Here is a 24,454-nt window from a genome sequence, read left to right as displayed (position 1 = left end):
AAGCATAATAAAACATAAACAACAAAACTAAACTTAATAAATTATTGAAATACCAACACTTGTGAAAAAATAACAACAATAAACAAACAAAATAGATAAATATATCCAATTAAGGTATAATTAAGTTCTATTAGTTAGATTTATAATTAATATATTATATGAATTAGTGTTGTTATAAAGCTAAGAGTATTGAAATCACAACGATATAAGTGATTGCATAAAATTAATGACTTTAGCTTTTAAAATAGATAAATGAGAGTTTGCCACCCATTTGCCACCGTAGTATATTTTTGGGTGGCAAACTCTAATTTGTAATTCTTTCAAATATATCTACAGTTTCATTTTTCATCTTATCAGTTACATGTGAATAGGTATCCATTGTAGTTGATAATTGACTATGACCTAGACGGTTTTGTATGTCTTTAATATTAGCACCATTTTCTAATAGTAGGGTAGCATGTGTATGTCTTAGACAATGGAAATGGAAGTCATTGTTTAAGGCTTCTCTAATTTGTCTTACTATAGTGTCCATAGTGTGAATAGTTACTTGTTGACCATTTTCTTTAGTACATACCCAATCACTATCAAAGTAAAATTCACCATATTTTAATTTCATTTTCTTTTGATATAGTTTATGTTCTTTTAATGCTCTTATTAAGGTATCACCTGTAAATATAGTTCTACAAGAGCTTTCTGTTTTTGGTTGGCTTAATTCAAACATTCCATTCTTCTTTTTAATCAGAGTATGTTTTACTGTGATGGTTTTATTATCAAGGTCTATATCATCCCATGTTAATGCAATAATTTCACCTCTTCGCATACCAGTATAAAATCCAATTAGTAGGATTATACGCTGAAAGGAATCTTGAGGAAAGATATTTAGTGTTTGATTAAATTCTTCTAGTGTAATAGTTTTAACTTTTTTAGTTTCTGTTTTAGACTTAGTTTTTGGTATGCTTACATATTGCATAGGATTTTCTCGTATGTGTTTGTAAGGGTAGACTGCTGATTTTAATGACCTATGTAATATAGCTTTTAATACTTGTAATGTACTTTGAGAATAGTCTTCTTTGTACTTTTTGTTTATGAAGTTTTGTAGTATTGCTGGCGTTAGAGCTTTTACTTTGTAAACTCCTAATTTTGGTTTTATATGTTTTTCTATGTTTATTCGGTAGCTTTCTTGAGTGTTGTATTTACAGTTAAGTAGTACATATTCTTTGAACCAAAAGTCTAGGTAGTCTGATAAGCTAATGTTGCTTTCTTCAAATACTATGCCAGAGTTTTCATATTCATTTAGTGCTTCTCTTAGTGCTTTTTCTGCTTCTTTTTTTGTACTGCCACCAACTCTTTCTACTTTTTTTCTTTTGCCTTCTACTATACCTAGGTCAAAGTAGTAATACCACTTGTTGCTTCTTTTTCTTACTCCACCTTTCATAATAGTACCCCTTTTTTTTAGAATGTATGTTTGGTTCTAACATATATAAAAAAGCAGTTTAACTGCTTTTTTATATATGTTAGCAATCAGAATCATCATCTGTAAAATATTCATCTATATCATTTTCACTAGTAATTAATACTTTGCTCTCAATAGGTTCAGCTTTTAACTCGTTAATCAATTTTATAAGGTCATCAAAGATAGTTATTTGTTTATTTTCACCTTCTGATTCTGTTTGATTTACAATATCTTTAGCTTTTTCTTCTATTTTTTTAACATTATTTGCAATGTTTTTAGCTTTTTTTTCAAATGATTTCTCTTCAGCAATTTCTTTTCCTAATTTATTAAGTTCTATATCAACTCTTGTTTTTATTTTACTTCCCATTCTCTCTATAAAATCTTTTTTTAGAGAAATATTCCAATTTTCATTTTCTTTAGCTTCAAGGTAGGCATAAATAATATTAGGAATTATATTATTAGTACAGAGTATTACTAATATATGTTTTAAATCCTCCTTTGTATGTTTTTTAAGTAAGTCTCCATTATAAGATGATTCATCAATTGAAAATGTTCCCTTTGGTTTAAACTCGATTATGATATTATGATTTTCTTTTTCGCTTTTATAATGTACTTGGGGTCTTAACATTTGTAAATCATCATTACTTAATAGGAAAGCTAATGTACCTAAAATTTCACATATTCTATCTCCATTTCCAGATAGAGTATTATTACGATCTTTTGTAACTCCACTGTAAGCAGTCAGTAAGTTTATGTAAATATTTCCTAACGAAGATAGGGGGTTACTTGGAGTATCCATATAAAATTTAAACATCCAATATAACAAATCTTCAGTTATTGCTGGGGTATCATAAACTATGGCTCCCCAATCATTTTTTTTAAAATACTTATCTATATGCTTTTGAACATTAGTAATACCTCTAAAAACAATCATCTTTAATTTATTTTCTGAATTATTATATATTAATATTTTAGTTTCTTCTGGAATTTCTTCAGTTTCTGGATGAGATATTAATATTTTGAAAAATATGTATTCAATAGTTTTTGAACTAATATAAGTTTCTTTTTTTACTATATCACTGTTTTCTGATATTGATGCAATACAATTGCTTGAATTAGTCACTGTTTTCTTGTTGTTTAATTTGATGATAACTTCATCTAAAGTATATTCTTTTTTAAATTTCCAATATGAAAACCTTATCATATTTTGAAATCTCCTTTTTAATTATTTTGGATTAGAAGCTTATGTTTTTCATAGTCAAAAGTAAAAAATGTATTAATAATCAATTTCAATATTTTGAATTTAATACCAGTATTACTTTTTGGCAAAAGTGATGTTTCTATAAATTCATAGTCAAATGAATTTAAATTACTTATAATTTTAAATTCGGTAAAAAATTCCCCTTTATTTTTTTTTAACTTGCTTTTTGGTAAAGCACTAGAGACATCAATTAATAAATATTTTATATTAGAATTGTCTACATATTGTGCTGTATTCCAAGTAGTATTATCTACATTGAAGTCTACCCAAGATGGATGTTCTACTTTTAATTGTATACCACCAAATGAATCTATGATTTTCAGCCAGAATAAACTTATAAAGTTAACATTAACCTGAATAAGTAATTTATGAGTTCGATGATTTGAGCCAGGCAATGAAAGAGAAGTTGAATCAGTTGACATAGAGGAATTTCTAATTAAAATTTCAAAGTAAGGTGTAAAAAATACTATGCAGAAAATGATATTGACAATAAAGACTAAGATACTTGAATTAACTGTATATACTAAATCTTTTGATGTAACAAAGTTTGAAAAAATAGAACCATATCTCCCAAAATGAGAGCTTATAAATTTTAATGGGTCTATTTTAAAAAAAGCTAATAAAGCTATAGTTATGGTTGAAAATATAGGAGTAGCTATAGCTGGGTTTTCTTGAATAATTTTTTTAACCATAAGTTATCCCTCAATCGAAAGTTTTAAAATAAGTTCTTTTAATTTTGCAGGAGTAGTTTCATCATTTATATAAAGAACTCCATTATTAAAAAATGTTACATCAATATTAAAAGGAAATCTATCAACTTCATATTTGATAAGAATTGATTTTACATCAATACATTCATCTAATGTTAACCATTTTAAGTAATTAAAAAGTTTATGCATGATAGTTTCTTTTTCATCAATATTGTTTGTATTATTTATACTAAGAATTTGATCTCTTATGAATTCAATTGTATAATCATCTATGAATTCTAAAAAATTAACAGAACCAAGAAATATATTATTTTTTACTGCATATTCTATTATCTTTAAAAATTTAGTTGAAGTAATAGTCCATTGGCGTAAATTTATACCAATAATTCGTTTCAAAATATCACTATAAGAATTAGAACTGAAGTCATATTTTATACCAATAATATTATCAGTAAATAAATAGATATCATTGTTATTAAACTCATTTTTCAATTCATTTAAAGCATAACTATCTAAAACTTCTAGTAATTTGTATTGAATCATTTATTATCACCTCACTTAATTAATAATGGAATATATTTTTAAGATTATTATAGAATAAAATATTAATGTATTTATTATATGTAGATATTTATATTAAAATACAACAAATAAAAAATTATATATTTATTTCACTTAGTTAAATTATATCACAAGATATAGTACAAAATAAATGAAAATTTAAAGCTTTTTTAACTTAATATATTTATATCAAAGAGCAGATTAACTGCTCTTTATATACTTTTTGTTTGTACGATATTATCTTAATTTTGTTTATTTGGTTTGTATTGAATTATTTTCTTAATATTCTTATAATTTTTTTGTTTTTATAACATCTTATTACAATGATGTTAAAATATGTGATTATTAAATTATAATCTATAAAAGTAGAATAAAGGAGTTTAAAAAATATCCTCATATATGTAGAAATTTGGCAAATTAGTTAATACTAAAAATCTATTATTTCCTAAGTCCAACATGCTTTTCTTTTTTGATAGAAATTCTAATCTTTTTAATAAGAATTCGATACTAACTTGTAATTCTTCAGCTATTTCGTATACATTTGTTGTATGTGAATTAATAACATGTATTATTTCTTCTTCTGTTATAAGAAATTCACATGCCCATCTTAGGGCTTTGTCTTCAGTTTTATCCATTAGTATTTTATTTTTGTAGATATTTTTTGAAGATACATAATTTCCAACACTGGTAAAATGATGTCCTAATTCTTCTGCTAAGATTTCTATTAGTTTAGCATTGTTTTGTTTTAATGAATTAAGTAATGATATAATTTTTAGTCCTTGTTTGTTTATATACAATCCTTTTATGTCATCTGCTATTTTGTCAGTGTAGTAAATTTCTATTTCTTCATTATTTGCTAAGTCTAAAAGTGCGTCTAGTTTGTTCATTGAAATCCCCCTATAAAAGAATGTATTTTGAATTTTGCTATATATAAAGAGCAGATGTGAACTGCTCTAAATATTTATTTTTTATACTTATTTATTAAAAATTCAATATAATCATTAAGTTGTTCTTGAGCTTCTTCTGGTAAAACTTCATTAGGATTAGCTTTATGTGTTGCTACAGTATCTATGTGATTTCTAACAAGAGTTCTCCCTAAAAGGTAATCAATTGATACATCAAAAAAATCTGCCCAATTTTCCAAAACGTTTATTTCTGGTTTTCTTTTGTTATTTTCGTATTGTGATATCGTCGATTTATTAAAACTCGTAAGGTAAACTTTATTAAATTTTTCAACAAGTTCATCTTGAGTTAGATTCATTTCTGTTCTTAAAAATTTAAACCTTTCACCAAAAGTTGCCATAAATAAAACCCCCTTTATGAAAATTATAGCATAAGTTTATAGAAATGTGAACTTATTTTATTAAAGTTAACATAAAAATGTATTTAAATATTGACAAGTTTTGTTTGTGTTAATATAATGTAAGATATAGAGAGAATAAGGTCTTTAACTTAAACTTTTTTTATTGTAAAATGTTCATTAAACTATATAGGCTGTTGAAAATCAGGGAATAATATAAATTCGTTTTAAAGAATCATAGTGAAATTAAAAAACGGATAGAAAAGTATTTGCTTATGCTTAAATAGGAATAATTTAATACAGGAGGATTGATTTAATGGATGAAGAAAGAAAAAAATTAATAAATGATGCAGAAAAATTAGCAAACATAGGAATAAATCAAATTTTAAAGTTTAGAGATGCATTAGATATAGAACATTTAAAGTACATAAATATAGTAGCAACAAATTTAAAACCGAACATAAAAAAATAGCCACCCTTTTTTGGGTGGTTTTATTGTGTCATGTTTTTCATTAAGTTTGTAAGAAATGATTTTTGCTCATCATTTAGATTACTAAAAGTAAATAATATATTTTTCATAAATTTATCATCTTCATTTATAATATCTGTTGCTATTTTTAATACCTTTTCATTTTCAGAGAACTCTATAAACATTTCCCCTTCACCAGTTAAGAGCCATTCTTTATTAACATTATATAGGTCACATAAGTGTTGTATAAATACAGGCTTAGGTGTAACTCTGTTATATTCAATATTACTTATGACATCTCTGCTTACACCAAGTTTTTCACCGAATTCACGTTGAGACATTTTTAAGGATGTTCTTATTTTATATATACGTTCATGCATGATTTTCCTCCTAATAATTATGTTATTAATTAGATAGTATAACACAAAAAAGAATTAGTCAACATAAATGTTGTGGTAAAAACACAAAAATATTTAAAAACAAGTGTTGACTACACAAAAATAAGATGATATACTGTGTTTATAACACAAGGAGGTGTTGAAATGAAAACACAAAAAATTAATTCTCATTTAACTAATTTGAATTTAAATGATGATGATAGAAAGCTTATTCAAATGACTCTTTTGTTTAAAAATTTAAATTTAGAACAACAAAATTATATCTCTGCAATGGCAGATGGTATGAAAGTATCAAATGAGCTTTTAGAAAAATCAACTATAAATAATTAAGGGGGAAAGAATTTATGAGTAATAATTTAATGGTATTTGAAGGAAAAGAAGTAGAAGTGTTTGAGTTTGAAGGTCAGATTTTATTTAACCCAAAACATGTTGCAGAGTGCTTAGATATAAAAAATGTAAATGAAAATTTGAGAAATATGAATAATAAACAAGTAATTAAGTTAACTAATTCTAAAATCAGTAGTACTGACTTTAGAAAACTACACAATACAGGAGAAAATTTTCTTACTGAAAGTGGTGTGTATAAGTTAATCTTTAAATCAAGAAAAGAAGAAGCAGAGAGATTTCAAGATTGGGTTACAGATGAAGTTCTACCATCAATAAGAAAGACAGGTGCATACAGTAGTAAAAAATCTGAATGTAGTAAAGATGACTCAGAAATAAAATACATGAATGCTCAAGCAAGATTAAAAAATGCAAGAGCGAGAGAAGCAAAGATATATCTGGAATTAGCTGATAAAGTAGACATAAAAGAATATAAACAGATTATGTATTCAAAAACTACTGAACTTATTTCTGGAGAAACATTAATACCACTGCCAAAAATGGATAAAAAAACTTATTCAGCTACAGAGATAGGTAAGATGTTAGGAATTTCAGCTAATAAAGTTGGAGGATTAACAAATGCTTATAATCTAAAAACAGATGAGTATGGAATTAAGGTATGGGATAAAGCTAAATATTCAGATAAACAAGTACCTAATTTTAGATATTATGAAAATGTAATACCAGTCTTAGAAAAAGTACTAAAAAGTTTTGAAAACTAAATTCAGAAGTTGCTAAGTACAACTTTAGAAACTTAAATTTAAGGAGGAATAAGAAAATGAAAGAAAATAACAGAATAGTAAGTATTGGAACTGAAAGTGAGATGGATTTAACAGTTAAGGAATTGAATATAATAGATGATTTCAAGAAAATTATAAATGGTGTTAACAATGAAATAGCTAATGATTATTCTCTTTTAGAAATGGATAGAGATATTTTAGATAAAATTGCATTAAGTACAGCTTTGAACTATAAAAAAATGAATTTTGAGTATTCAGAAATAGATGAAAAACTATTTGATGATTTTACTTTTGAGTTTATGCTAAAGTTTTTTGGTGATATAGAAGAGGATGAATTAATCAAATATCTTGTTTACATAGGAGAGGAAAGTTATGAATTAAATGATAGAGAAAAGATATTTTATAAAATAGTAGATACTCTTGATACAATAGCAGATATAAAAATAGTAGACCAAAATAGGATAGAAAAAGAAGTAGGTATGTGCATTGGCGAAGATAATTATATAACTTATTGTATAAATGAAGACTTAATAAAATTTTACATTAAAGATGAAGAAGAATTAGTTATAGATAAAAATAGTATTCTGCTATATATGTTAGACACACTATTTTATGAAGTACATGAAGAGTAAAAGCTGTAACAATTAAATACAGAATATTTTGATAGTGAGGGGATTAAAAAATGGATAATTCAAATAAAATAGTTGAAAGATTGAGTGATAGTTTAAAAAGTTTAATAGAAATAGAGATAAATAAACAAGAGATAGATAGAGCTAGGAGTCAAACTGTTGAACAAAAGGTAAAAGTACTAGAGCCTAAAGATATAGTTGTCTTGATAAAAAGAGGTTATCCAAATTACTTGATAACAGTAGAAGAAGCAAGGGGAATTTTAAAATTAGATACAGTTTTTATGCGTAGGTTAGTAAGCACAGGCTTGATAAAATCACTAGCTAGAGGTGATGGTAGAAAAATTTCAAGGTATGAGGTTGATGATTTTATTGAGAGAAATCAAGGTAGAAATTTGGATGAACTTTTAAAAGAAGCAGAAAAAGAAATAATCTAAAGAAAAATTACTTTAAGGGGGTAAGTTACATGGAAGGATTAATAATAAGATTTGATTTAGATAAATTTAAGGTGGGAAATGTAGTAAAAATAAGCTCTAAAAGACTTGATTTTGAAGGAAATTGTCTAATTGTACAAGCATCTACACATGAACTAAATTTAGCATACTATGACAAAGAAAGAGGCAGTATGGAGTATCAAGCTCTAACAATAGAAGATATAGAATGCAGTGATTATGAAATTAAATTTCTAAATTAAAAGGGGGCAAATTATATGGAAACAGCTAGATTAATTGCAATAGGTCAAATTAGACAAGCAGAAAAAGAAATAAATAAATTAAATGAGCTAGGAGAATTTGAAAATAGTAGTTTGAACTGGTGGGAAGCTGTAAAGTTTGCTAGTCAAAACATCTTAGAAGGATTAGAATATGACATTAAATTAGAATCTTCCATTGAGTTTAGGGAAGCTATGATGTATCAAGAAGAACTTGAAAGAGATAGACCTATAGATGTTCAGATATAAAGAAAAGAGCCTTCGTACAGGCTCTAGGTAAAAAGAAATTAAAAAAAATTATAGCTATATTATAGCACAAGGGGGAATAAATGAAAACAAGAAATGAAATAATTAAGGATTTAGAAGATAGATTATTTTTATTAAAATTTACGACAGTAGATGAAGTAGACTGGGATGTAAAATTTGGACAAGTATCAGCATTAGAATCTTGTATAGATAAACATAGAAAAGGCTGGACTTTGAAACAATTTAAAGAGCATTTAGACGAATACAAATTACAAGGGGGTTGTGGTGATTACATAGATGGTTTTATGTCAGTTTTAGAAAGAAATATAAGAGAAATGGAGGGGAAAGTTGATGGAAGTGAATAATATTTACATAAAATTGATGGATGTTAGAATTAAGTTTAATAAATTAGATATAAAAAAGAGTGGTCAAAACAAGTTTGCTAACTTTAAATATTTTGAGTTAGCAGACTTCTTACCTCAAGCAACAGAGTTATTACAAGAAGCTAAATTATGCCCTATAGTGACCTTTACAAATGACTATGCAACCCTAACATTGATTAATGGAGAAAAACCAACAGAAGAGATAATATTTACTTCTCCAATGAGAGAATTACAATTAAAAGGCTCTAATGAGTTACAAGCATTGGGAGGAATTGAAACATACCAGACAAGGTATTTGTACATCCAGTTATTAAATATTACAGAAAATGATACTTTTGATGCTACTAGTGGAAAAGAAGATTATAAAAGAAATGACTTAATAAACTCCTCTAGTAAATCAAATGAAAATGGTCAAATTAAGATAAGTCAAAATCAAATAAAAAGGTTGTTTTCAATAGGAAATACAATAGGTAAGGATTCAGATAGAGTAAAAAGTGAAGTGTATTATAAGTTTAATAAAGAAGTTAAGGATTTAAGTAAACAGGAATATGACCAGATATGTGTTGGATATGAGAAGTTACAAAGGGAAAAAGGAATAATTAAGTAGGTGAATTTCTTGAGGGACAGAGACAAAGCAACTATAGAGAAAGGAAATATACTTAGTGATGGGTATGGTTTTTCACCACAATTGGTAGCTAGAGATTCATGGCTAACAACAGGAGCAAGAGCTTTATATTTTTATCTATCTAGTTTTGCAGGAGCAAGTGGGACATGTTATCCATCAAGGGATATTATGACTCATGAACTTGGTATAAATAAAGATACTTTTAGTAAATATCTAAATGAACTAAAGACGAGTGGATATATAAAAGTATATAAAAATAAAACTAGGGAAGGAAGGATGCAAAATAATATATATGAGGTAGTATTTGATAGAAACTATATAGAAAGTCATATATCCATTAGATGTAAGAAAGAAAATAAAAAAAAACCATGTCCGAAAAAAGCAGACATGGAACCATGTCCGAATTTACCGGATATGGTTCAACCGGACATGGAAAAGTCGGACACTATAAGTAACAGTATTATAAATAACAGTCTTAAAAGTAGTATGTATATAGAGCAACCTGTGGATAACTCTTTAAAAGAATTTAAGAAGCTCTATGAAGAAAATATAGGAGTAGTATATCCAGTTACAGCTGAATGGTTATTAGAAGTATCTAATGAAGTAGATATAAGAGTATTTAAAAGAGCCATAGAGATATGTGCTGAAAGAATGAATATGAATTTATCATACTTAAAAGGAATCCTTAAAAAGTGGAAGGATGCAAATATAACTACATATGAACAATTAGAATCATATAAATTACAACATGAAAATAAAAAGTCAAAAAAACCTAATAGTGCAGTAAGCAAAAATAAGTTTGCTAATTTTGAACAAACATTTACTCAATACAGTAACAAAGAATTAGATGAAATTATAAAGAAAAGCCAAAAGGCTAAATTTAGATAATAATGGTGGAGGTATTAAAATGAATCAAGTTGTATTAGTTGGGAGATTAACTAGAGACCCAGAACTAAAATACATACCAGGAACAGGTACAGCAGTAGCATCATTTACAATAGCTGTAGACAGAAATTATATAAATAAAGAGGGAAAAAGGGATACTGATTTTATACCAATAGAAGTAATAGGTAAATCAGCTGAATACTGTGCAAATTACATAACAAAAGGGAAGCTAGTAGCATTAGAAGGGAATATAAGAGTTGACAATTATCAAACTCAATCAGGTGAAAAAAGAACATTTACAAAAGTCAGTACAAAATCAGTACAATCATTAGAAAGTAAGAGTAAATCGAGTAATTCATATAAAGAGAGTGTACAAGATGAAACAATAGGACTAGACCCTCAAGGATTTGAAATTATAGATGATGATGAGTTACCATTTTAATCTGAAAAATTAAATATGAGGTGAAATAAATGTTTAAAGTAGAAAGGTATTTTAGTGGCTCAGTAGTGGACAACCTTATTGAAGATGACCTTACATGTAGAAACTACTTAGCATTATATTGTTGTTTGTTGGGGATCACAAAAAATGGAAAAAGGGTATATCCTAAGCCAGAAAAAATGTTAGCTGAGTTTGGAGTAAAGAAGGACAGAAAAATAAAAAAAGAGTTACCAGTAAGAATTAGAAATGTTAATACAGGAGAAGTAAAGGAATTTGAGTCTATAGATGGTGCAGCCTGTTTTTTAAGGTTAAAATATCAAGCAGTTTATCAAGCTATTAAAAAGAAAAGTAAAACTAGAAGTGGCTGGAAAGTTGAATACATTGAGGAGGAATAATGGAAGTTTCAAGGACAGAATATACAATTAAAAGAGCAAAAGAATTATATGACACAGGAGAGGACATATTTACTGCAATAGACAAAGCTAGAGATGAATATGAGGAGATGTTGAGAAATGAGTATTTTAACTAGTATTGTGCTCATAATAAGTAGTTTTATAGTTGGTAGAGTTTATGAGTATAGATTAAATCTAAAAGAGTGTGAAAATTGTGATAACAAATATCATGAAAAATGAGAAAGAAGTGGTTTTATGAATAAAAGAATAATTTGCAATTGGTGTGGTAAATTATTTTACATACCAAAAGATTCTAAAAGAATTTATTGTTGTAAAAGATGTGAGAGAAAGGCTAATAGAAGTAATAGAGACAGCAAAATTGATTTTAAACAATAACACTATGGGGGAATAGCAATGAATAAGTTTCAAAAAGCAGTTTCTCAAATGGTAAAGCAAGAGGAAAAAGAGAATTTATGGCAAGGATATGAAAATTGTAGAGTGGGTAGAAGTATACCAAGTTCAATAAGAAGATATGTAAAAGGATTTAAAAGGTTTGGATATAGTGTACATGAAGTTTATGAATTTATAGATGATATTAATAAGTAGTAGTAATTTTTAAGAGATAAAGGAAGTATTTAATTGAGTAAATACAATAATAAGAAAATTGTAATAGATGGAATTAAATTTGATAGCAAAGATGAGTCAGAATACTATTTATATTTGAAAGAGAAGAAAGAAAATGGAGAAATTAAAGATTTTGGACTACAACAAAAGTTTGAATTACAGCCTAAATTTAAAAAAGATGGAAAGAGCTATAGGGCTATTACATATACAGTTGATTTTGCCATATACAAATGGGATGGTGAAGTTGTTTATATAGATGTGAAAGGGTATAGTACACAGCAGGGTGAACTTAGAAAAAAGCTTTTTGACTATAAATATCAAGACAAAAAATTGATATGGATTTCTAAGAGTAAAAAGTATGGGATAGATGGTTGGATAGAATATAGTGAACTTAAGAAAAAGAGAAAAGAAAATAAGAAAAAGGTAGCTTAAATAAATAGGGGTGATGTTATGGCAAGTAAAGTTAAAAAGGAGTTTTTTATGGCAACTAAAAAGCACCTTGAGAACTACAAACAATTACATATTAATATTGAAAGTCTAAAACTTCAAATAAAAAATCTTAAAGAATTCCATTTAGGTGATTTTATGCAAGGTTTAAGCTATGACAGCATTCCTATAAGTAAGACTAATTCAATAAGTAATCAAGTTGAAAATGAGTTAATTATTCTTGAAGAAAAGATAATAGAAAAACAGATAGAACTATATGAAATGGAAGCACTAAAATATACAATAGATGTATCCATAAGCAATTTAAAACCTATACATAAACAAATTATAAGGTACAGGTATATTGAAGGCTTAGAATGGAGTTTAATAGTTGATAAAGTATATTTAGAAGAAAGACAATTAAGAGAAAGAGCTAATCAAGCTATTAGTTCAATATCAATAGCCTTATTTGGTAAGAAAGCACTAATAGAACAAGAACCATTATTTAAAATGTTAGACTTATAGGCAGTTAACAGCTGTCTATTTTTTTTACTAAAAAAAGGAAAAAGTATTGACTTCGTCGGTACGATATAGTATGCTATAAATATAGAAAGGAGGTGAAAGAAGTGGTCAAAAAAATAAAAGAGTTCGGCAAAGTTATCAAAGCCCTTACCGAACTTGTCCTTGAAATAGGTACACTAATAGCCGTTATAAAAATGGTATTAGATAGCCTATAAGACTTTAGAAGGGAAGTCAGCACCTTCCCTTCTAATTAAATAATAATACATGACCACTCAAAATACAATGGGAAAATATAAGGAATTAATTACAGAATTAGGAAAATTAAGTTTTGGTATAGTTAAATTAATTGGTGCAATAGTATTATTAATATTTGCTATAAAATATTTATTTTCCTAGAGGGAGAGAAAGAAATGGAGAAAAGAATATTGAAAGTACTCTTATCAAAAAGTGGCTCGGGTTCACTAAGTCCTAAAATAAGTCTACCAGCCACATGGATTAAAGAAATGAATATCACACAAGAAGAAAGAGAAGTTGAAGTTTATTTTGAAAACAATGAAATTAGGATTAAAAAGAAGGACCTAGATTAAATTCTAGGTCTTTTTATTGCCGTTTTTCTGCCGATTTTACAATTTAAAATGTGAGATAATAGTATTATGGAAATGAATATTTCTCTCTCAAAACTAAATATATATGTGGGCTAGGTAAAGGGATTCACCTAGTTTATATGAACAAACTAGGCAGGGCATGAGGATGCTGTAAGTTCAATTCTTACTATGTTCAAACTTATTAATACACTATATGTAGATATGTTGGATTAAAACGGAATTTAATTCAAGTGTCTAAAAGAGTGGGGCTTGGTAACCTCACTCAATTTGCAAGGACTGGTGTGTAATCTTAGGTTCGATTCCTAAAACTTGCTCCCTTAAATATAATATGTATCCCCTAAGAATAAGGCTTTAGATTAAATTTAAAGTCTTATTTTTTTATTTATAAAGCAAATAAAGAGGTGGTGGTATGGCAGATTTGACTGAAAAACAAAAAAGGTTCTGTGATTATTATATTGAAACTGGTAATGCAACAGAAGCATACAAGAAAGCATATAAAAATAACAATCAAAGAGCATCAGAAAGTAATGGAAGTAGACTGCTGAGTAATGATAAGGTTAAAAATTACATTGATGAAAGATTAAAGCAAATTGAATCAAAGAGGATAGCAGATGCAAAAGAAGTTATGGAGTATTTAACAAAGATACTAAGAAATCAAGAACAAGAAGAAGTTGTAATAGTATCTGAAAATGGTCCTGAAATAATAAAAAAAGATGTAAGTATAAAAGATAGAAATAAGGCAGCTGAATTATTGGGTAAAAGGTATGCTTTATGGACTGAAAAGATTGATTTAGATGGAAATGTTGGTGTAACTATAATTGATGATGTAGGTAATTTAAATGATGGATAGAAAAATATCTGAAATAATAAATAAGAATTTTTATGACTTTTGGAAAGTAAGTAATAGTAACAAATACCTATATCATGTATTAAAAGGTGGAAGAGCTTCAGCTAAGTCAACTCATATAGCCTTTTGGTTAACTATGGCTATGGTCAAATATCCAGTAAATACTGTCTGTTTTAGGAAAGTTGGTAATACAATAATGGATAGTGTGTATGAGCAATTGAAAGAAACTATAGAGATATTTGGTTTAACCCATTTATTTCAATTTAAAAAATCCCCAATGGAAATTATTTTTATTCCAAGAGGAAATAAGTTTATATTTAGAGGGCTTGATGACCCACAAAAGATAAAATCTATAAAATCAGCTAAGTATCCAATTGCTTTTGCATGGTTTGAAGAGGTTGCAGAAATAAAAACAGAGGATGAGTTATCTATGGTAATTAATTCAGTGTTACGTGGAGAATTACCAGACAAATTGAATTATAAAATATTTTTATCATACAATCCTCCAAAAAGAAAGCAATCGTGGGTTAATAAGAAATTTGAAACACATACATTACCTAAAAATACATATGTTCATCACAGTATTTATTTAGATAATCCTCATATATCAAAGGCTTTCATTGAAGAAGCTAATGAAATTAAAATAAGAAATGAGTTTAAATATAGATGGGAGTACTTAGGAGAGCCAATTGGTTCTGGAGTAGTCCCTTTTTCTAATTTAGAGTTTAAAACAATAACAAATGAAGAAATATTCCATTTTGACAACATAAGGCAAGGTAATGACTTTGGATATGCGACAGACCCTATGGCATTTGTAAGACTGCATTATGACAAAAAGAAAAGAATTATATATTTTATAGATGAAATATTTGGGGTGAAAATGTCTATAAGAGAATTAGCTTCTAAGATTAAATCAAAAGGATATGATGACTTTAGTGTTATTTGTGATAGTGCAGAACCAAGAAGTATTGCAGAGCTTAGAGAATATGGAATAAAAGCATTGAAGGCTAAAAAAGGACCTGGTTCAATCGAATTTGGAGAGAACTGGCTGGATGATTTACAAGCAATAGTAATAGACCCAAACAGAACTCCAAATATAGCTAGAGAATTTGAAAATATAGATTATCAAACAGATAAGGATGGAAATGTAAGAGCTAAGTTAGAAGATAAAGACAATCATTCAATTGATGCAACAAGATATGCATTAGAGTTAGATATGAAAACACATGGAAGAGAAAGAAAATATAACAGTAGATAGGGGGTGTAACATGTTAGATTTGATAGATATAATTCAGATGGAACTTACAGGATTGTATGGTCAAGAAGTAATAAGAGAAATGTGTGAAATTATAAGGCTATATGATAAGTATGAAGGTACAGGACAACATTGGATAGAAGAGGAACAAGATTATAAACAAACAAGGAAGAAAACAAATTATATTAAAAAGCTGATTAAAGAAGAAGCTAGATTTTTATTTGGTAAGACACCGATATTTACAATAAAACCAGAGAATGATTTAGATAAAGATAAGGCAGAAGAAATAAACCAGTGTATTAATAAGATTCTAAAGAAAAATTTGTTTTCAGATAAACTAATTAAAGCGGCTAGAGATTGTTTTATTGGTAAAAGAATAGCTATAAAGCTACATGCAGATAAAGAAAGTAAGAGTTTAAAGATAATGTTTGTACCAAGTTTAGAGTTTATATATGAACCATTTGATAACCAATTTGATGAGCTCAAGAAAATCGTATTTTTCCATCAAACAAATCAAGAAGTTGAAAAAGATAAACAGAGAATTTGGAAACAAAAATATGAAATGGTTAATGGTAAATGTATATTAAGTGAAGGTATTTATAATGGTTATGGGTTATGTATAGAAGAAATAGTGAGTGATACAGATTTAAAACTTAGTGGAATACCTTGTTATGTAATTCTTAATGATGGTTTGCTTGGTGATTTAAAGGGTGAGAGTGACATAGAAGAGATATTTGATAATCAGATGGCTTATAATAAACTTGCTTCTGAAGATATAGATACTCTTAAAAAGGGTATGAATCGCATTATATATGGTGTTGATGTTGAAGAAGAGTCAAGTAAGCATTTTAAAATAAAACCAGGAGCTTATTGGGATGTAGAAACTTCTCAAACAGCTGACCAAAAACAAGCACAGATTAATACAATTCCTACTGACTTTGGATATGATACTAGAATAGAAAATTCACTTAATAGAATTAAATCAGATATGCATGAAGTACTAAATATACCACTTATAAATAATCAGGACCTTAAAGGTATGATGACATCAGGTAAATCAATGAAAGCTTTGTATTGGCAATTAATAACTAGATGTGAGGAAAAAATGAAATCATGGGGTCCAGCTCTTGAATGGTTAATACAAGCAATGATAGAGATGATAGAAGTATATAACATAGTAAAAATACCTATATTAGACAAAGATTCTTATGAAGTAATTGTTGAAAATCAATATCCATTACAAGAAGATGAGGATTCAGAAAAATTACTTGATATTCAACAAGTAAATGCTCAAGCAATGTCTAGGAAGACTTTCATTAAGAAGTGGAATAATAGTAATGATGATATAGCAGATGAAGAACTTCAACAAATATCAATTGAAAGACAAATATTAGAAGAAAGTTTTAATTTAGAAGAAGAATCAGAAGTTATAGATACAGAAGAATCAGATGAAGTAACTAATGAAAAAGAATCAAAAGAAGTAGTTGATGATGAATAATGGCTAATAAGTTTAATAAGGCTATGAAGAATGCTGAAAGAGCTAGAGACATATCATCAAATAGAACTACTAAAAAGATAAGAAAGTTATATAAAGATATAGCTAATGAATATGCAAAAAAATTAAATAGAGTTAACTCTAACACATTAACTGAACAATATTTAAGAGAAAGTATAATTTATTTAAATAAAGAGTATGATAGGTTAGGAAAGAAGCTAAAAAAAGATATTGAAAGTGAAATATCAAAAGTAATAAAAACTACTACAGATGAACAATTAAGCTTTTTCAATAACATATGTGATAACTATTCAGTTAATTTAAAGCCACAATTCACTGATATGTTTAGTAAAGTTTATGAAGATGTACTAAGGCAAGTTATATCTGGTAGTATGTACAAAGATAAACTTAAATTAAGTGATAGAATTTGGAGTAATATAGATAAAACTAAGAAGGATTTAGACTACATTGTAAGTAGAGGATTAGCAGAAAAAAGAGGTAGTTATGATATAGCAAAAGATTTAGAAAAGTATGTTAATCCAAAGGTTAAGAAAGATTATGATTGGTCAAAGGTATACCCTAAAAGTAATAAAAAAATAGATTTTAATGCCTATAGACTAGCATCTACATATATAACTCATGCATATCAAAAGACAGCTAAAGAAAGTTGTAAGAAGAATCCATTTGTTAAAGGGATTAAATGGATGTCATCACATCATCCTAGAATGTGTAAGGTTTGTGCAGACAGAAATGGAAAAACATATATTCCAGAAGAGTTACCATTAGAGCATCCTTTAGGAAAGTGTACTTTTGAATATGATATTCCAATGAGTATGGAGGACATAGGGAAAGAGTTAAGAAGCTGGATAGATGGAGAAGAGAACTCTAAACTTGATGAATGGTTTGATGAATATGGATTAGAGTTTGCAGGAATAGATAATAAAAAGTATAATAGTAATAAGAAGAATAATTCTAGTTTTAGGTCAAGTGGAGCTATAAGTAGAAAACTACTTGATGAAGATGCAGTTTATTTTAGAAAAGAAAAGCATGCTGAGTTGTACTATGAGGAGATAAGAAAAAGAACTTCTGATATATCTACTATAGCAAAAAATACAGGCTATAGTGAAAAGGTAATAGAAAATATAAAAAATCATGTTTTTATGAATAAGTATAATTTAGAAAATGGATATAAAAGATTTGACCCTAGTTATGATATGGCTTTATCATGGCAGAGATTGATAGATGGCAAAAATATAAAGGAAAGTGATTTAATTCTTTTAAAACATGAAAGACTGGAAAAGTTTATTATGGATAGGTATGGATACAATTATAAAGAAGCTCATAATATAGTTGTTAGAAAATATGATTATGATGAGAGCTTAGATAAGGAGGGATTACTTTGGTAGAATTATTTAGAATATTTAATGATGAGAATTTTGTTAAATATGAATATGTGAATGATGGAATTAAGGAAAAATCAGGTATAATAGTATTAAATAAGAAAACAAAGGAAGTTATATTTGAAAGAAAAGCTAAAAATGGAAAGTCTTTAACATTTAGAGGGAGAACAAAATATAGATTACTAAAATATGCTGAAGAAAATAGTTATCCAGAAGAGGATTATATATCAATATATTAATAGCACTTACTTAAATTAAAAATTAGTAAGTGTTTTTTTATTGCCTTTTTTAGCTATATGTAGGCGTAAAAGAAATAAATAGCAAACTATACTAGAGAAGCAAAACTCGTATAAAAGCGTAGTGTAGGAGGGAATAATGGAAGAATTATTAAAAAAATTAGGATACCAAGACACAGACATAAAAAATATAATTGAGGGTATGAAAAAAGAGAAAATCTACACTTCTAAGGAAGAAAATATAGATGAAAGATACAATAAGTTGAAAGAACAAAAATTAGCCTTAGAAGAGCAAATAAAAGGTGCAAATGACACTATATCAGATTTGAAGAAAAATAGTAAAAACAGTGAAGATATAGAAGCAAAAGTGAAAGAATGGGAAAATAAATATAATGAACTTGATAGTACGAGTAGAGCTAAAATAAAGAATATGACTATAGACTATGCTATAAATTCTAAACTATCTGGAGTAAATGAAAAATATAGGAAGCTCCTATGTAAAGAATTTGATACCAGTAAAATGGAAGTAAAAGATACTGGAGAAATTATAGGATTAGATGAACAATTTAAAGACATATCAGAAACATATAAAGAATGGTTTGAAAGTTCTACTCCAAGTAATACAGGTTCTCCAGGGAATTTCCCAAGAAAATCAAATGTAGTCAATAATCCTTTTATAAAAGAAACATTCAATTTAACAGAACAAGGAAGATTATTAAAAGAAAACCCTGATAAAGCTAAAGAATTTGCAGCTCAAGCAGGAATAAATTTATAAGGAAGAGAGTGATTTAAATGGCAGTAACAAAATTAAGTGATGTAATAGTACCAGAATTGTTTAACCCATATGTAATAAACAAAAGCATGGAGTTATCAGCTCTATATCAAAGTGGAATAATTACAAATGATGCAAGCTTAAATGCTTTAGCTTCTCAAGCTGCACCAGTTGTAAATATGCCTTTCTTTGAGGATTTAAGTGGAGAATCAGAACAAATAATAGAAGATGCTGATTTAACACCAAATAAAATTACTTCAAGTCAAGATGCAGCAGCTATATTAAGAAGAGCAAAAATGTGGGCAGCTACTGATTTATCAGCAGCTATGGCAGGAAAAGACCCAATGGCAGCAATAGCAAGCTTAGTTGGAAGCTTCTGGGCTAGAGATATGCAAAAAGAACTTATAGCAGTTTTAAATGGTGTATTTTTAGCTGCAAATATGACAACAAATAAGTTAGATATATCAGCAGGAACAGGAAATGCAGCAAAATGGTCACCGTCAGCTTTTATAGATGCACAACAGTTATTAGGAGATGCACAAGGTCAGTTAAAGGCTATAGCAATGCACTCAGCTACAAAATCAGCACTTAAAAAACAAAATTTAATAGAAACTATTAGACCAGATGTAGGTCCAGATTTTGAAGTTTATCAAGATAAATTAGTTATAGTTGATGATGGTTGTCCTGTATCTAAAGAAGGCGTTTATACTTCTTATCTATTTGGTAGTGGGGCAATAGCTTTAGGAAATGGTAATCCAGTAGGGTTTGTTGCTACAGAAATAGATAGAGATAAGAAAAAAGGTTCTGGAGTAGATTATTTAATCAATAGAAAAACATATATACTACATCCAAGAGGTATAAAATTTACTAATGCAAGTGTAGCTAAAACAGAAGGTCCTTCAAGATTAGAGTTAGCAAAAGGTGAAAACTGGACAAGAGTTTATGAGCCTAAGCAAATAAGAATAGTTGAATTTAAGCATAAACTATAAAATATAGTTTTTAGTAGGTGATAGTATGGATTTAGAAATCTTAAAAAATATAAAAACAGAACTTAGAGAAGAACAATCACCTTTTTTTTCTGATGATGAAATTACTTATTACTACAATAAAAACAATCAAGATTTTAATAAAACCATGTATGAGCTATGTATATTAAAGGCTGAAAACGATAGTATCACTTTACCTGGAGGCTTAAGCATGCCAGAAAATAAACTATATTGGTTAACTCTGGCAAAAAAGTTTAAAACAAATGGAAGTAGATGTCTATGATAGCTCAAAAGGTAAAACCAAAGATAATCAAAGCTATCAATAAGATGCCAACAGAAGCTATAGTAAAAAGAGTTGGAGTAAATGAGTTTGGAGAGCCTTCAGATGAAGAAAATATAGTTTGTAATGTGATAGGTTTATATCATGAAGGAAGTAGCTCTATAAGTCAAATAACAAAGGATAAAGGTGTTGTTATAAAAGATAAAGAGCAGTATTTAATGGTTGTTTGTGATGAAGATACAATTAAGATAAAGCAAGGTGATTTTATGTATTTAGATGATAATAAGTTTGTTATACAGGACCTTGGAAATCAAAACAGAATGAATATTTATTTTGATTTAAAGTTAGGAAAGGTGAGATAGTATGAGTAAAGGATTTAAATTTGATACTAGCAAGCTGCTTAATGCTTTAGTAAGTAGAGAAATGAAAACTAAGGCTGCACTAGGAGCTTATGCAGATACTTCATCTCAACTATTAGAAAGTAATGCTAAAAATGATAGACCATGGAAAGACCATACTCATGACGCTAAAAATAGGTTGCATGGTAGTTGGGAATGGCAAGGAGATACTGTAAGAATAGCACTTAGTCATGGCGTTGACTATGGATTATACTTAGAAAAAGGTACAGGTCCACATGTTATAGAAGCAAGACCTGGAAGTTATTTATTTTGGGATGGAGCATCACATCCTGTTAAAAAAGTTAATCATCCAGGAAGTAGACCATATCCAATTATAATGCCAACTATAGAAAAATGTGGACCAAGTATTATAAGAGGTCTTGATGTGATTTTAAAGTAGGTGAAGTATGTTTAAAAAAATATATAAACATTTAAAAAATAAGGGTTTTAATGTGTATTCTATTGGACAACATCAAGGATTATGCATAGAACCTTTTTTAGTTATATTTGAAAAAGGTCCTCTACAAACAACAGAAAAAAATATAATAAAAGATTTATTTGAAATATATGTATTTTATCCAATTGGACAGTATTCTAAGGTAAGTGAATACAAGATAAGTGTTGAAAATGTTATGGGTGAAATAGTAGGAATAAAACAAGCTTATGAAGCTTTACCTATTCTTATAGATGATGAAAAACAAGCCTATTTTACAAGGTTAAGTTATTATGAAAACAAACAAATTAGGAGGTAATAAATATGGCAGTACAAATATTAAATCAATACCCACTTACAGATGTTGTATTAGTTCAAATTGAAACAGTTGAACAAAATCCAGTTACATATACATTTGATACATCTGATGAGATAGGGACAGAGGAAATCATTTCTGAAGGTGAAGAATTAACTTTAAAAATAAAGAAAAAAATAATAGCAAATAGAGCAGCAGAAGATACAAGTTTAGGATATGATTTGACATTAAAAGATAATGTATTTTGTCCTGAAATACTTCAAATAATGCAAGGTGGAACAATAGAAAAAGAGGAAGATGGTAGCTTTAAGAGATATTTAGCTCCAGAAGTAGGAAAGACTTTTTCTAAGAAATCTTTTAAAACAATAATCTATAGTTCAGTTGTTGGACCAGGAGGAGATACTGGGCAATTTGCTAAGACTACTTTCCCAAATTGTAAAGGAAAGTCTGTTCCACTAAACTTTAAAGATGGAGAATATTATTCAAATGAATATGTTATAAATAGTAGACCTAACACAGGGCAATCTCCTTATGAGGTTGAAATAGTAGAGGAATTACCTAATGGTTATGAAGCTACAAAAGTATTTTTAGACAGTGCATCTGTATCAGGAGCAACAGCAGGAGATAAAAAGATAACAGGATTAACAGCAGGCAAAATATATAAAGTTACAGTTAATAGCAATATAAAATATACTTTAGCAGATGGAACATTAACAAGTACTGAGTCTGATAAAGCAGCATTAACAGGAACAGAGATAATAGGATTAACAAATGGAGAAACATATAAGGTTGAAGAAGTTAGTGTAAATATATAAATAGATTAAAGCTCTAGTAATTAGCTAGAGCTTTTTTTAGAAAGGGGACATAAATATGAATGAACTTAAAGTAACAAGTTTAGAAGAATTGAAGAAAATAAAATTGACTGAGGTAATTGAGGTTGGAAGATTTTTAGATGGAACTATGTTAGTTGCAGAAGTAAAACAGCCTGACTTGATGGCTCTTGCAATGGCTGGTAAGATACCAAACAGCCTAATGACAGCATCAATGAGTTTAGTTGAAGAGAAGGAAAGTAAAGATAGTACAGGTGAAAAAGTACTAAAGAAGATGAATGATGAGTCTAATTTCTCTAAAGAAATGTTTGAAATGATGGATATAGTGGCTAAAGAAGTGCTAGTTAACCCTACATATGCTCAGATTAAAAAAATAGGATTGGAACTTTCTATTGAACAAAGATTAACATTATTTAATCGTATTCAAGGAGGTACAAAATCACTAGAAAACTTTCATCAAGAGTCCACAGATATTGAGGATTCTAAATCAAGTGATAATGTACAACAAGATGCCTAGTGAGATATTAAGAATTAAAGATGAATATACTTCTTTTTGTTTTGATGAAGCGTGTATGTTTTTAGTAGATGCTATAAAAAATGATAAAAAGCTTAAATTTGAAGAGAATCATAATACTTCTAAAGAAAATATAAGAAAAAGAACTACTTTTGTTGATATGGCATTAAAAAAGAAAGAAAAAGATAGAAAATAGTATTAATTTATTCTATTATAATAGACTAACTCTGTGATTTAGTGTAAAATTTATAATGAGAAAATAATTTCATAGGGGGATTATATTATGAAAATAAACAAAAAAATATTATCACTAGTTCTATCATTAGTAATTGGGATTTATGCAGTTGGATGCAGCTCTCCAAGTTCGTCAGATGATTCGTCTAAAAAAGATGCAAAGACAGAGCAAAAGAAAGATGAAAAAAAGGAGTATAAATTTGGAGATACTATAGAAATGAAAGATTATGATGAAGGAACTTACAAGCTTACATTTGAGGGTGTGAGAACTACGGATGAACGTAATGAGTTCGCTGAAATTGAAGCTAAAAAAGTAGTTTTTGTTGATTTTAACTATGAAAATGTAGATTGTAAAGAAGATGTATTTGTAACTGAAGGAATAGAATATCAAGTAACAGATGGTGATGGAAATGTGCTACAAACTTATCCAGTAGATGATTCAACTAGAATGCAACAAGAAACAACAGCAGGGACTAAATCAAAGGGAACAACAGCGTTTGCTATAACATCAGACTCAAATGCTGTAAAAATAATTGTAAAAGATAAAGTAAATGACAAAGTAATGGGAGAAATAAATGCTACTTTAGAATAAAAATAGTATTAGAGAAAAGAAAAAAGTTAACAGGTAAAATATTCTAAATGGATAGAATAAATTAATGTTAATTTATGATATAATGATAATATAGATATTTTGCAGTGT

General features: G+C 27.9%; 40 protein-coding genes. 33 read left to right on the top strand and 7 right to left on the bottom strand.

Going from position 1 to position 24,454, the window contains the following annotated elements; translation table 11 throughout:
• Nucleotides 1-304: 304 nt before the first annotated feature.
• The 6 genes from KGF48_RS15585 to KGF48_RS15560 form a co-directional block, all read right to left on the bottom strand.
• On the bottom strand, nt 305-1,435 hold the full coding sequence (locus tag KGF48_RS15585; protein ID WP_227861405.1) for a site-specific integrase: 1,131 nt from the start codon (nt 1,433-1,435) through the stop codon (nt 305-307).
• Nucleotides 1,436-1,514: 79 nt separating this feature from the next.
• Complete coding sequence (locus KGF48_RS15580; protein ID WP_227861404.1) at nt 1,515-2,657, bottom strand: hypothetical protein; 1,143 nt, start codon at nt 2,655-2,657, stop codon at nt 1,515-1,517.
• A gap of 17 nt (nt 2,658-2,674) precedes the next feature.
• Nucleotides 2,675-3,406, bottom strand: a complete 732-nt coding sequence (locus KGF48_RS15575) for a hypothetical protein (RefSeq protein WP_227861403.1) — start codon at nt 3,404-3,406, stop codon at nt 2,675-2,677.
• A gap of 3 nt (nt 3,407-3,409) precedes the next feature.
• Entirely contained in the window at nt 3,410-3,967 is a 558-nt protein-coding gene (locus KGF48_RS15570; protein ID WP_227861402.1) for a hypothetical protein, read from the bottom strand.
• 398 nt (nt 3,968-4,365) lie between these two features.
• Nucleotides 4,366-4,872, bottom strand: coding sequence for an ImmA/IrrE family metallo-endopeptidase (locus KGF48_RS15565; RefSeq protein WP_227861401.1), 507 nt, complete (start codon nt 4,870-4,872; stop codon nt 4,366-4,368).
• A gap of 74 nt (nt 4,873-4,946) precedes the next feature.
• On the bottom strand, nt 4,947-5,288 hold the full coding sequence (locus tag KGF48_RS15560; protein WP_227437503.1) for an XRE family transcriptional regulator: 342 nt from the start codon (nt 5,286-5,288) through the stop codon (nt 4,947-4,949).
• A 313-nt stretch (nt 5,289-5,601) separates the two neighbouring features.
• Between KGF48_RS15560 and KGF48_RS15555 the strand changes: the two genes are divergently transcribed.
• Nucleotides 5,602-5,757: a hypothetical protein gene (locus tag KGF48_RS15555; protein WP_022617009.1), complete on the top strand. Its 156-nt coding sequence runs from the start codon at nt 5,602-5,604 to the stop codon at nt 5,755-5,757.
• A 20-nt stretch (nt 5,758-5,777) separates the two neighbouring features.
• Here KGF48_RS15555 and KGF48_RS15550 read toward each other — a convergent pair whose 3' ends face one another.
• A complete protein-coding gene (locus KGF48_RS15550; RefSeq protein WP_227861400.1) occupies nt 5,778-6,134 on the bottom strand; it encodes a helix-turn-helix domain-containing protein in 357 nt (118 codons plus the stop codon).
• A gap of 162 nt (nt 6,135-6,296) precedes the next feature.
• Between KGF48_RS15550 and KGF48_RS15545 the strand changes: the two genes are divergently transcribed.
• From KGF48_RS15545 to KGF48_RS15395, 32 genes are all read left to right on the top strand, one after another.
• The gene (locus KGF48_RS15545) at nt 6,297-6,482 is read left to right on the top strand and encodes a hypothetical protein (RefSeq protein WP_227861399.1); all 186 of its coding nucleotides are present in this window, start codon (nt 6,297-6,299) and stop codon (nt 6,480-6,482) included.
• Between the two features lie 14 nt (nt 6,483-6,496).
• On the top strand, nt 6,497-7,258 hold the full coding sequence (locus KGF48_RS15540) for a BRO family protein (RefSeq protein ID WP_227861398.1): 762 nt from the start codon (nt 6,497-6,499) through the stop codon (nt 7,256-7,258).
• A gap of 56 nt (nt 7,259-7,314) precedes the next feature.
• Nucleotides 7,315-7,908 (top strand): hypothetical protein, encoded by a 594-nt coding sequence (locus KGF48_RS15535; RefSeq protein ID WP_227861397.1) that lies wholly within the window; start codon nt 7,315-7,317, stop codon nt 7,906-7,908.
• Nucleotides 7,909-7,958: 50 nt separating this feature from the next.
• On the top strand, nt 7,959-8,339 hold the full coding sequence (locus tag KGF48_RS15530; protein ID WP_227861396.1) for a helix-turn-helix domain-containing protein: 381 nt from the start codon (nt 7,959-7,961) through the stop codon (nt 8,337-8,339).
• 29 nt (nt 8,340-8,368) lie between these two features.
• The gene (locus KGF48_RS15525; protein ID WP_227842266.1) at nt 8,369-8,596 is read left to right on the top strand and encodes a hypothetical protein; all 228 of its coding nucleotides are present in this window, start codon (nt 8,369-8,371) and stop codon (nt 8,594-8,596) included.
• A gap of 15 nt (nt 8,597-8,611) precedes the next feature.
• Nucleotides 8,612-8,860 (top strand): hypothetical protein, encoded by a 249-nt coding sequence (locus tag KGF48_RS15520; RefSeq protein WP_227842268.1) that lies wholly within the window; start codon nt 8,612-8,614, stop codon nt 8,858-8,860.
• An 80-nt stretch (nt 8,861-8,940) separates the two neighbouring features.
• Complete coding sequence (locus tag KGF48_RS15515) at nt 8,941-9,222, top strand: hypothetical protein (protein ID WP_227842270.1); 282 nt, start codon at nt 8,941-8,943, stop codon at nt 9,220-9,222.
• On the top strand, nt 9,209-9,847 hold the full coding sequence (locus KGF48_RS15510) for an ERF family protein (RefSeq protein WP_227842272.1): 639 nt from the start codon (nt 9,209-9,211) through the stop codon (nt 9,845-9,847). The genes KGF48_RS15515 and KGF48_RS15510 overlap by 14 nt, the downstream gene beginning before the upstream one ends.
• Nucleotides 9,848-10,753, top strand: coding sequence for a DnaD domain protein (locus KGF48_RS15505; protein ID WP_227861395.1), 906 nt, complete (start codon nt 9,848-9,850; stop codon nt 10,751-10,753).
• 19 nt (nt 10,754-10,772) lie between these two features.
• Nucleotides 10,773-11,192: a single-stranded DNA-binding protein gene (locus tag KGF48_RS15500; RefSeq protein WP_074089966.1), complete on the top strand. Its 420-nt coding sequence runs from the start codon at nt 10,773-10,775 to the stop codon at nt 11,190-11,192.
• 29 nt (nt 11,193-11,221) lie between these two features.
• Nucleotides 11,222-11,584, top strand: coding sequence for a hypothetical protein (locus tag KGF48_RS15495; protein ID WP_054276819.1), 363 nt, complete (start codon nt 11,222-11,224; stop codon nt 11,582-11,584).
• Nucleotides 11,584-11,718: a hypothetical protein gene (locus KGF48_RS20410; protein ID WP_255612772.1), complete on the top strand. Its 135-nt coding sequence runs from the start codon at nt 11,584-11,586 to the stop codon at nt 11,716-11,718. Before KGF48_RS15495 ends, KGF48_RS20410 begins: the two co-directional genes overlap by 1 nt.
• Nucleotides 11,719-11,836: 118 nt before the next feature.
• Entirely contained in the window at nt 11,837-11,977 is a 141-nt protein-coding gene (locus KGF48_RS15490; protein ID WP_227868225.1) for a hypothetical protein, read from the top strand.
• A gap of 18 nt (nt 11,978-11,995) precedes the next feature.
• A complete protein-coding gene (locus tag KGF48_RS15485; RefSeq protein ID WP_227861394.1) occupies nt 11,996-12,187 on the top strand; it encodes a hypothetical protein in 192 nt (63 codons plus the stop codon).
• Between the two features lie 33 nt (nt 12,188-12,220).
• Nucleotides 12,221-12,637: a DUF1064 domain-containing protein gene (locus KGF48_RS15480; protein ID WP_227861393.1), complete on the top strand. Its 417-nt coding sequence runs from the start codon at nt 12,221-12,223 to the stop codon at nt 12,635-12,637.
• An 18-nt stretch (nt 12,638-12,655) separates the two neighbouring features.
• A complete protein-coding gene (locus KGF48_RS15475) occupies nt 12,656-13,156 on the top strand; it encodes a hypothetical protein (RefSeq protein ID WP_227842276.1) in 501 nt (166 codons plus the stop codon).
• A gap of 407 nt (nt 13,157-13,563) precedes the next feature.
• Nucleotides 13,564-13,740: a hypothetical protein gene (locus KGF48_RS15470; RefSeq protein WP_021365388.1), complete on the top strand. Its 177-nt coding sequence runs from the start codon at nt 13,564-13,566 to the stop codon at nt 13,738-13,740.
• A 427-nt stretch (nt 13,741-14,167) separates the two neighbouring features.
• Nucleotides 14,168-14,608, top strand: coding sequence for a terminase small subunit (locus tag KGF48_RS15465; protein WP_227842278.1), 441 nt, complete (start codon nt 14,168-14,170; stop codon nt 14,606-14,608).
• Complete coding sequence (locus KGF48_RS15460) at nt 14,598-15,863, top strand: PBSX family phage terminase large subunit (protein ID WP_227821006.1); 1,266 nt, start codon at nt 14,598-14,600, stop codon at nt 15,861-15,863. Before KGF48_RS15465 ends, KGF48_RS15460 begins: the two co-directional genes overlap by 11 nt.
• Before the next feature lie 10 nt (nt 15,864-15,873).
• Nucleotides 15,874-17,358, top strand: a complete 1,485-nt coding sequence (locus KGF48_RS15455) for a phage portal protein (RefSeq protein ID WP_227861392.1) — start codon at nt 15,874-15,876, stop codon at nt 17,356-17,358.
• Nucleotides 17,358-18,761, top strand: a complete 1,404-nt coding sequence (locus KGF48_RS15450) for a hypothetical protein (RefSeq protein ID WP_227861391.1) — start codon at nt 17,358-17,360, stop codon at nt 18,759-18,761. The genes KGF48_RS15455 and KGF48_RS15450 overlap by 1 nt, the downstream gene beginning before the upstream one ends.
• A complete protein-coding gene (locus tag KGF48_RS15445) occupies nt 18,755-18,994 on the top strand; it encodes a hypothetical protein (RefSeq protein WP_227861390.1) in 240 nt (79 codons plus the stop codon). Before KGF48_RS15450 ends, KGF48_RS15445 begins: the two co-directional genes overlap by 7 nt.
• A gap of 136 nt (nt 18,995-19,130) precedes the next feature.
• Complete coding sequence (locus KGF48_RS15440) at nt 19,131-19,766, top strand: phage scaffolding protein (protein ID WP_021365397.1); 636 nt, start codon at nt 19,131-19,133, stop codon at nt 19,764-19,766.
• Between the two features lie 17 nt (nt 19,767-19,783).
• Complete coding sequence (locus KGF48_RS15435) at nt 19,784-20,752, top strand: major capsid protein (protein WP_021372016.1); 969 nt, start codon at nt 19,784-19,786, stop codon at nt 20,750-20,752.
• A 25-nt stretch (nt 20,753-20,777) separates the two neighbouring features.
• Nucleotides 20,778-21,032 carry a hypothetical protein gene (locus KGF48_RS15430; protein ID WP_021365399.1) on the top strand — a complete coding sequence of 85 codons (255 nt, stop codon included), beginning with the start codon at nt 20,778-20,780 and terminating at the stop codon, nt 21,030-21,032.
• Nucleotides 21,029-21,391 (top strand): hypothetical protein, encoded by a 363-nt coding sequence (locus KGF48_RS15425; RefSeq protein WP_227842295.1) that lies wholly within the window; start codon nt 21,029-21,031, stop codon nt 21,389-21,391. Before KGF48_RS15430 ends, KGF48_RS15425 begins: the two co-directional genes overlap by 4 nt.
• Nucleotide 21,392: 1 nt before the next feature.
• Nucleotides 21,393-21,827 (top strand): hypothetical protein, encoded by a 435-nt coding sequence (locus KGF48_RS15420; protein WP_227861389.1) that lies wholly within the window; start codon nt 21,393-21,395, stop codon nt 21,825-21,827.
• Nucleotides 21,828-21,834: 7 nt separating this feature from the next.
• A complete protein-coding gene (locus KGF48_RS15415) occupies nt 21,835-22,179 on the top strand; it encodes a hypothetical protein (RefSeq protein ID WP_227868224.1) in 345 nt (114 codons plus the stop codon).
• A 5-nt stretch (nt 22,180-22,184) separates the two neighbouring features.
• Nucleotides 22,185-22,991: a hypothetical protein gene (locus KGF48_RS15410; protein WP_227868223.1), complete on the top strand. Its 807-nt coding sequence runs from the start codon at nt 22,185-22,187 to the stop codon at nt 22,989-22,991.
• Between the two features lie 55 nt (nt 22,992-23,046).
• A complete protein-coding gene (locus tag KGF48_RS15405; protein ID WP_021365404.1) occupies nt 23,047-23,523 on the top strand; it encodes a hypothetical protein in 477 nt (158 codons plus the stop codon).
• A complete protein-coding gene (locus tag KGF48_RS15400) occupies nt 23,498-23,716 on the top strand; it encodes a hypothetical protein (protein ID WP_413894814.1) in 219 nt (72 codons plus the stop codon). The genes KGF48_RS15405 and KGF48_RS15400 overlap by 26 nt, the downstream gene beginning before the upstream one ends.
• Nucleotides 23,717-23,803: 87 nt before the next feature.
• Nucleotides 23,804-24,346 carry a hypothetical protein gene (locus KGF48_RS15395; protein WP_227868222.1) on the top strand — a complete coding sequence of 181 codons (543 nt, stop codon included), beginning with the start codon at nt 23,804-23,806 and terminating at the stop codon, nt 24,344-24,346.
• Nucleotides 24,347-24,454: the final 108 nt, after the last annotated feature.

This window comes from Clostridioides sp. ZZV15-6388 (assembly GCF_020657755.1).
Lineage (GTDB): Bacteria > Bacillota > Clostridia > Peptostreptococcales > Peptostreptococcaceae > Clostridioides.
This window is presented reverse-complemented; position numbering and strand designations above follow the sequence as displayed.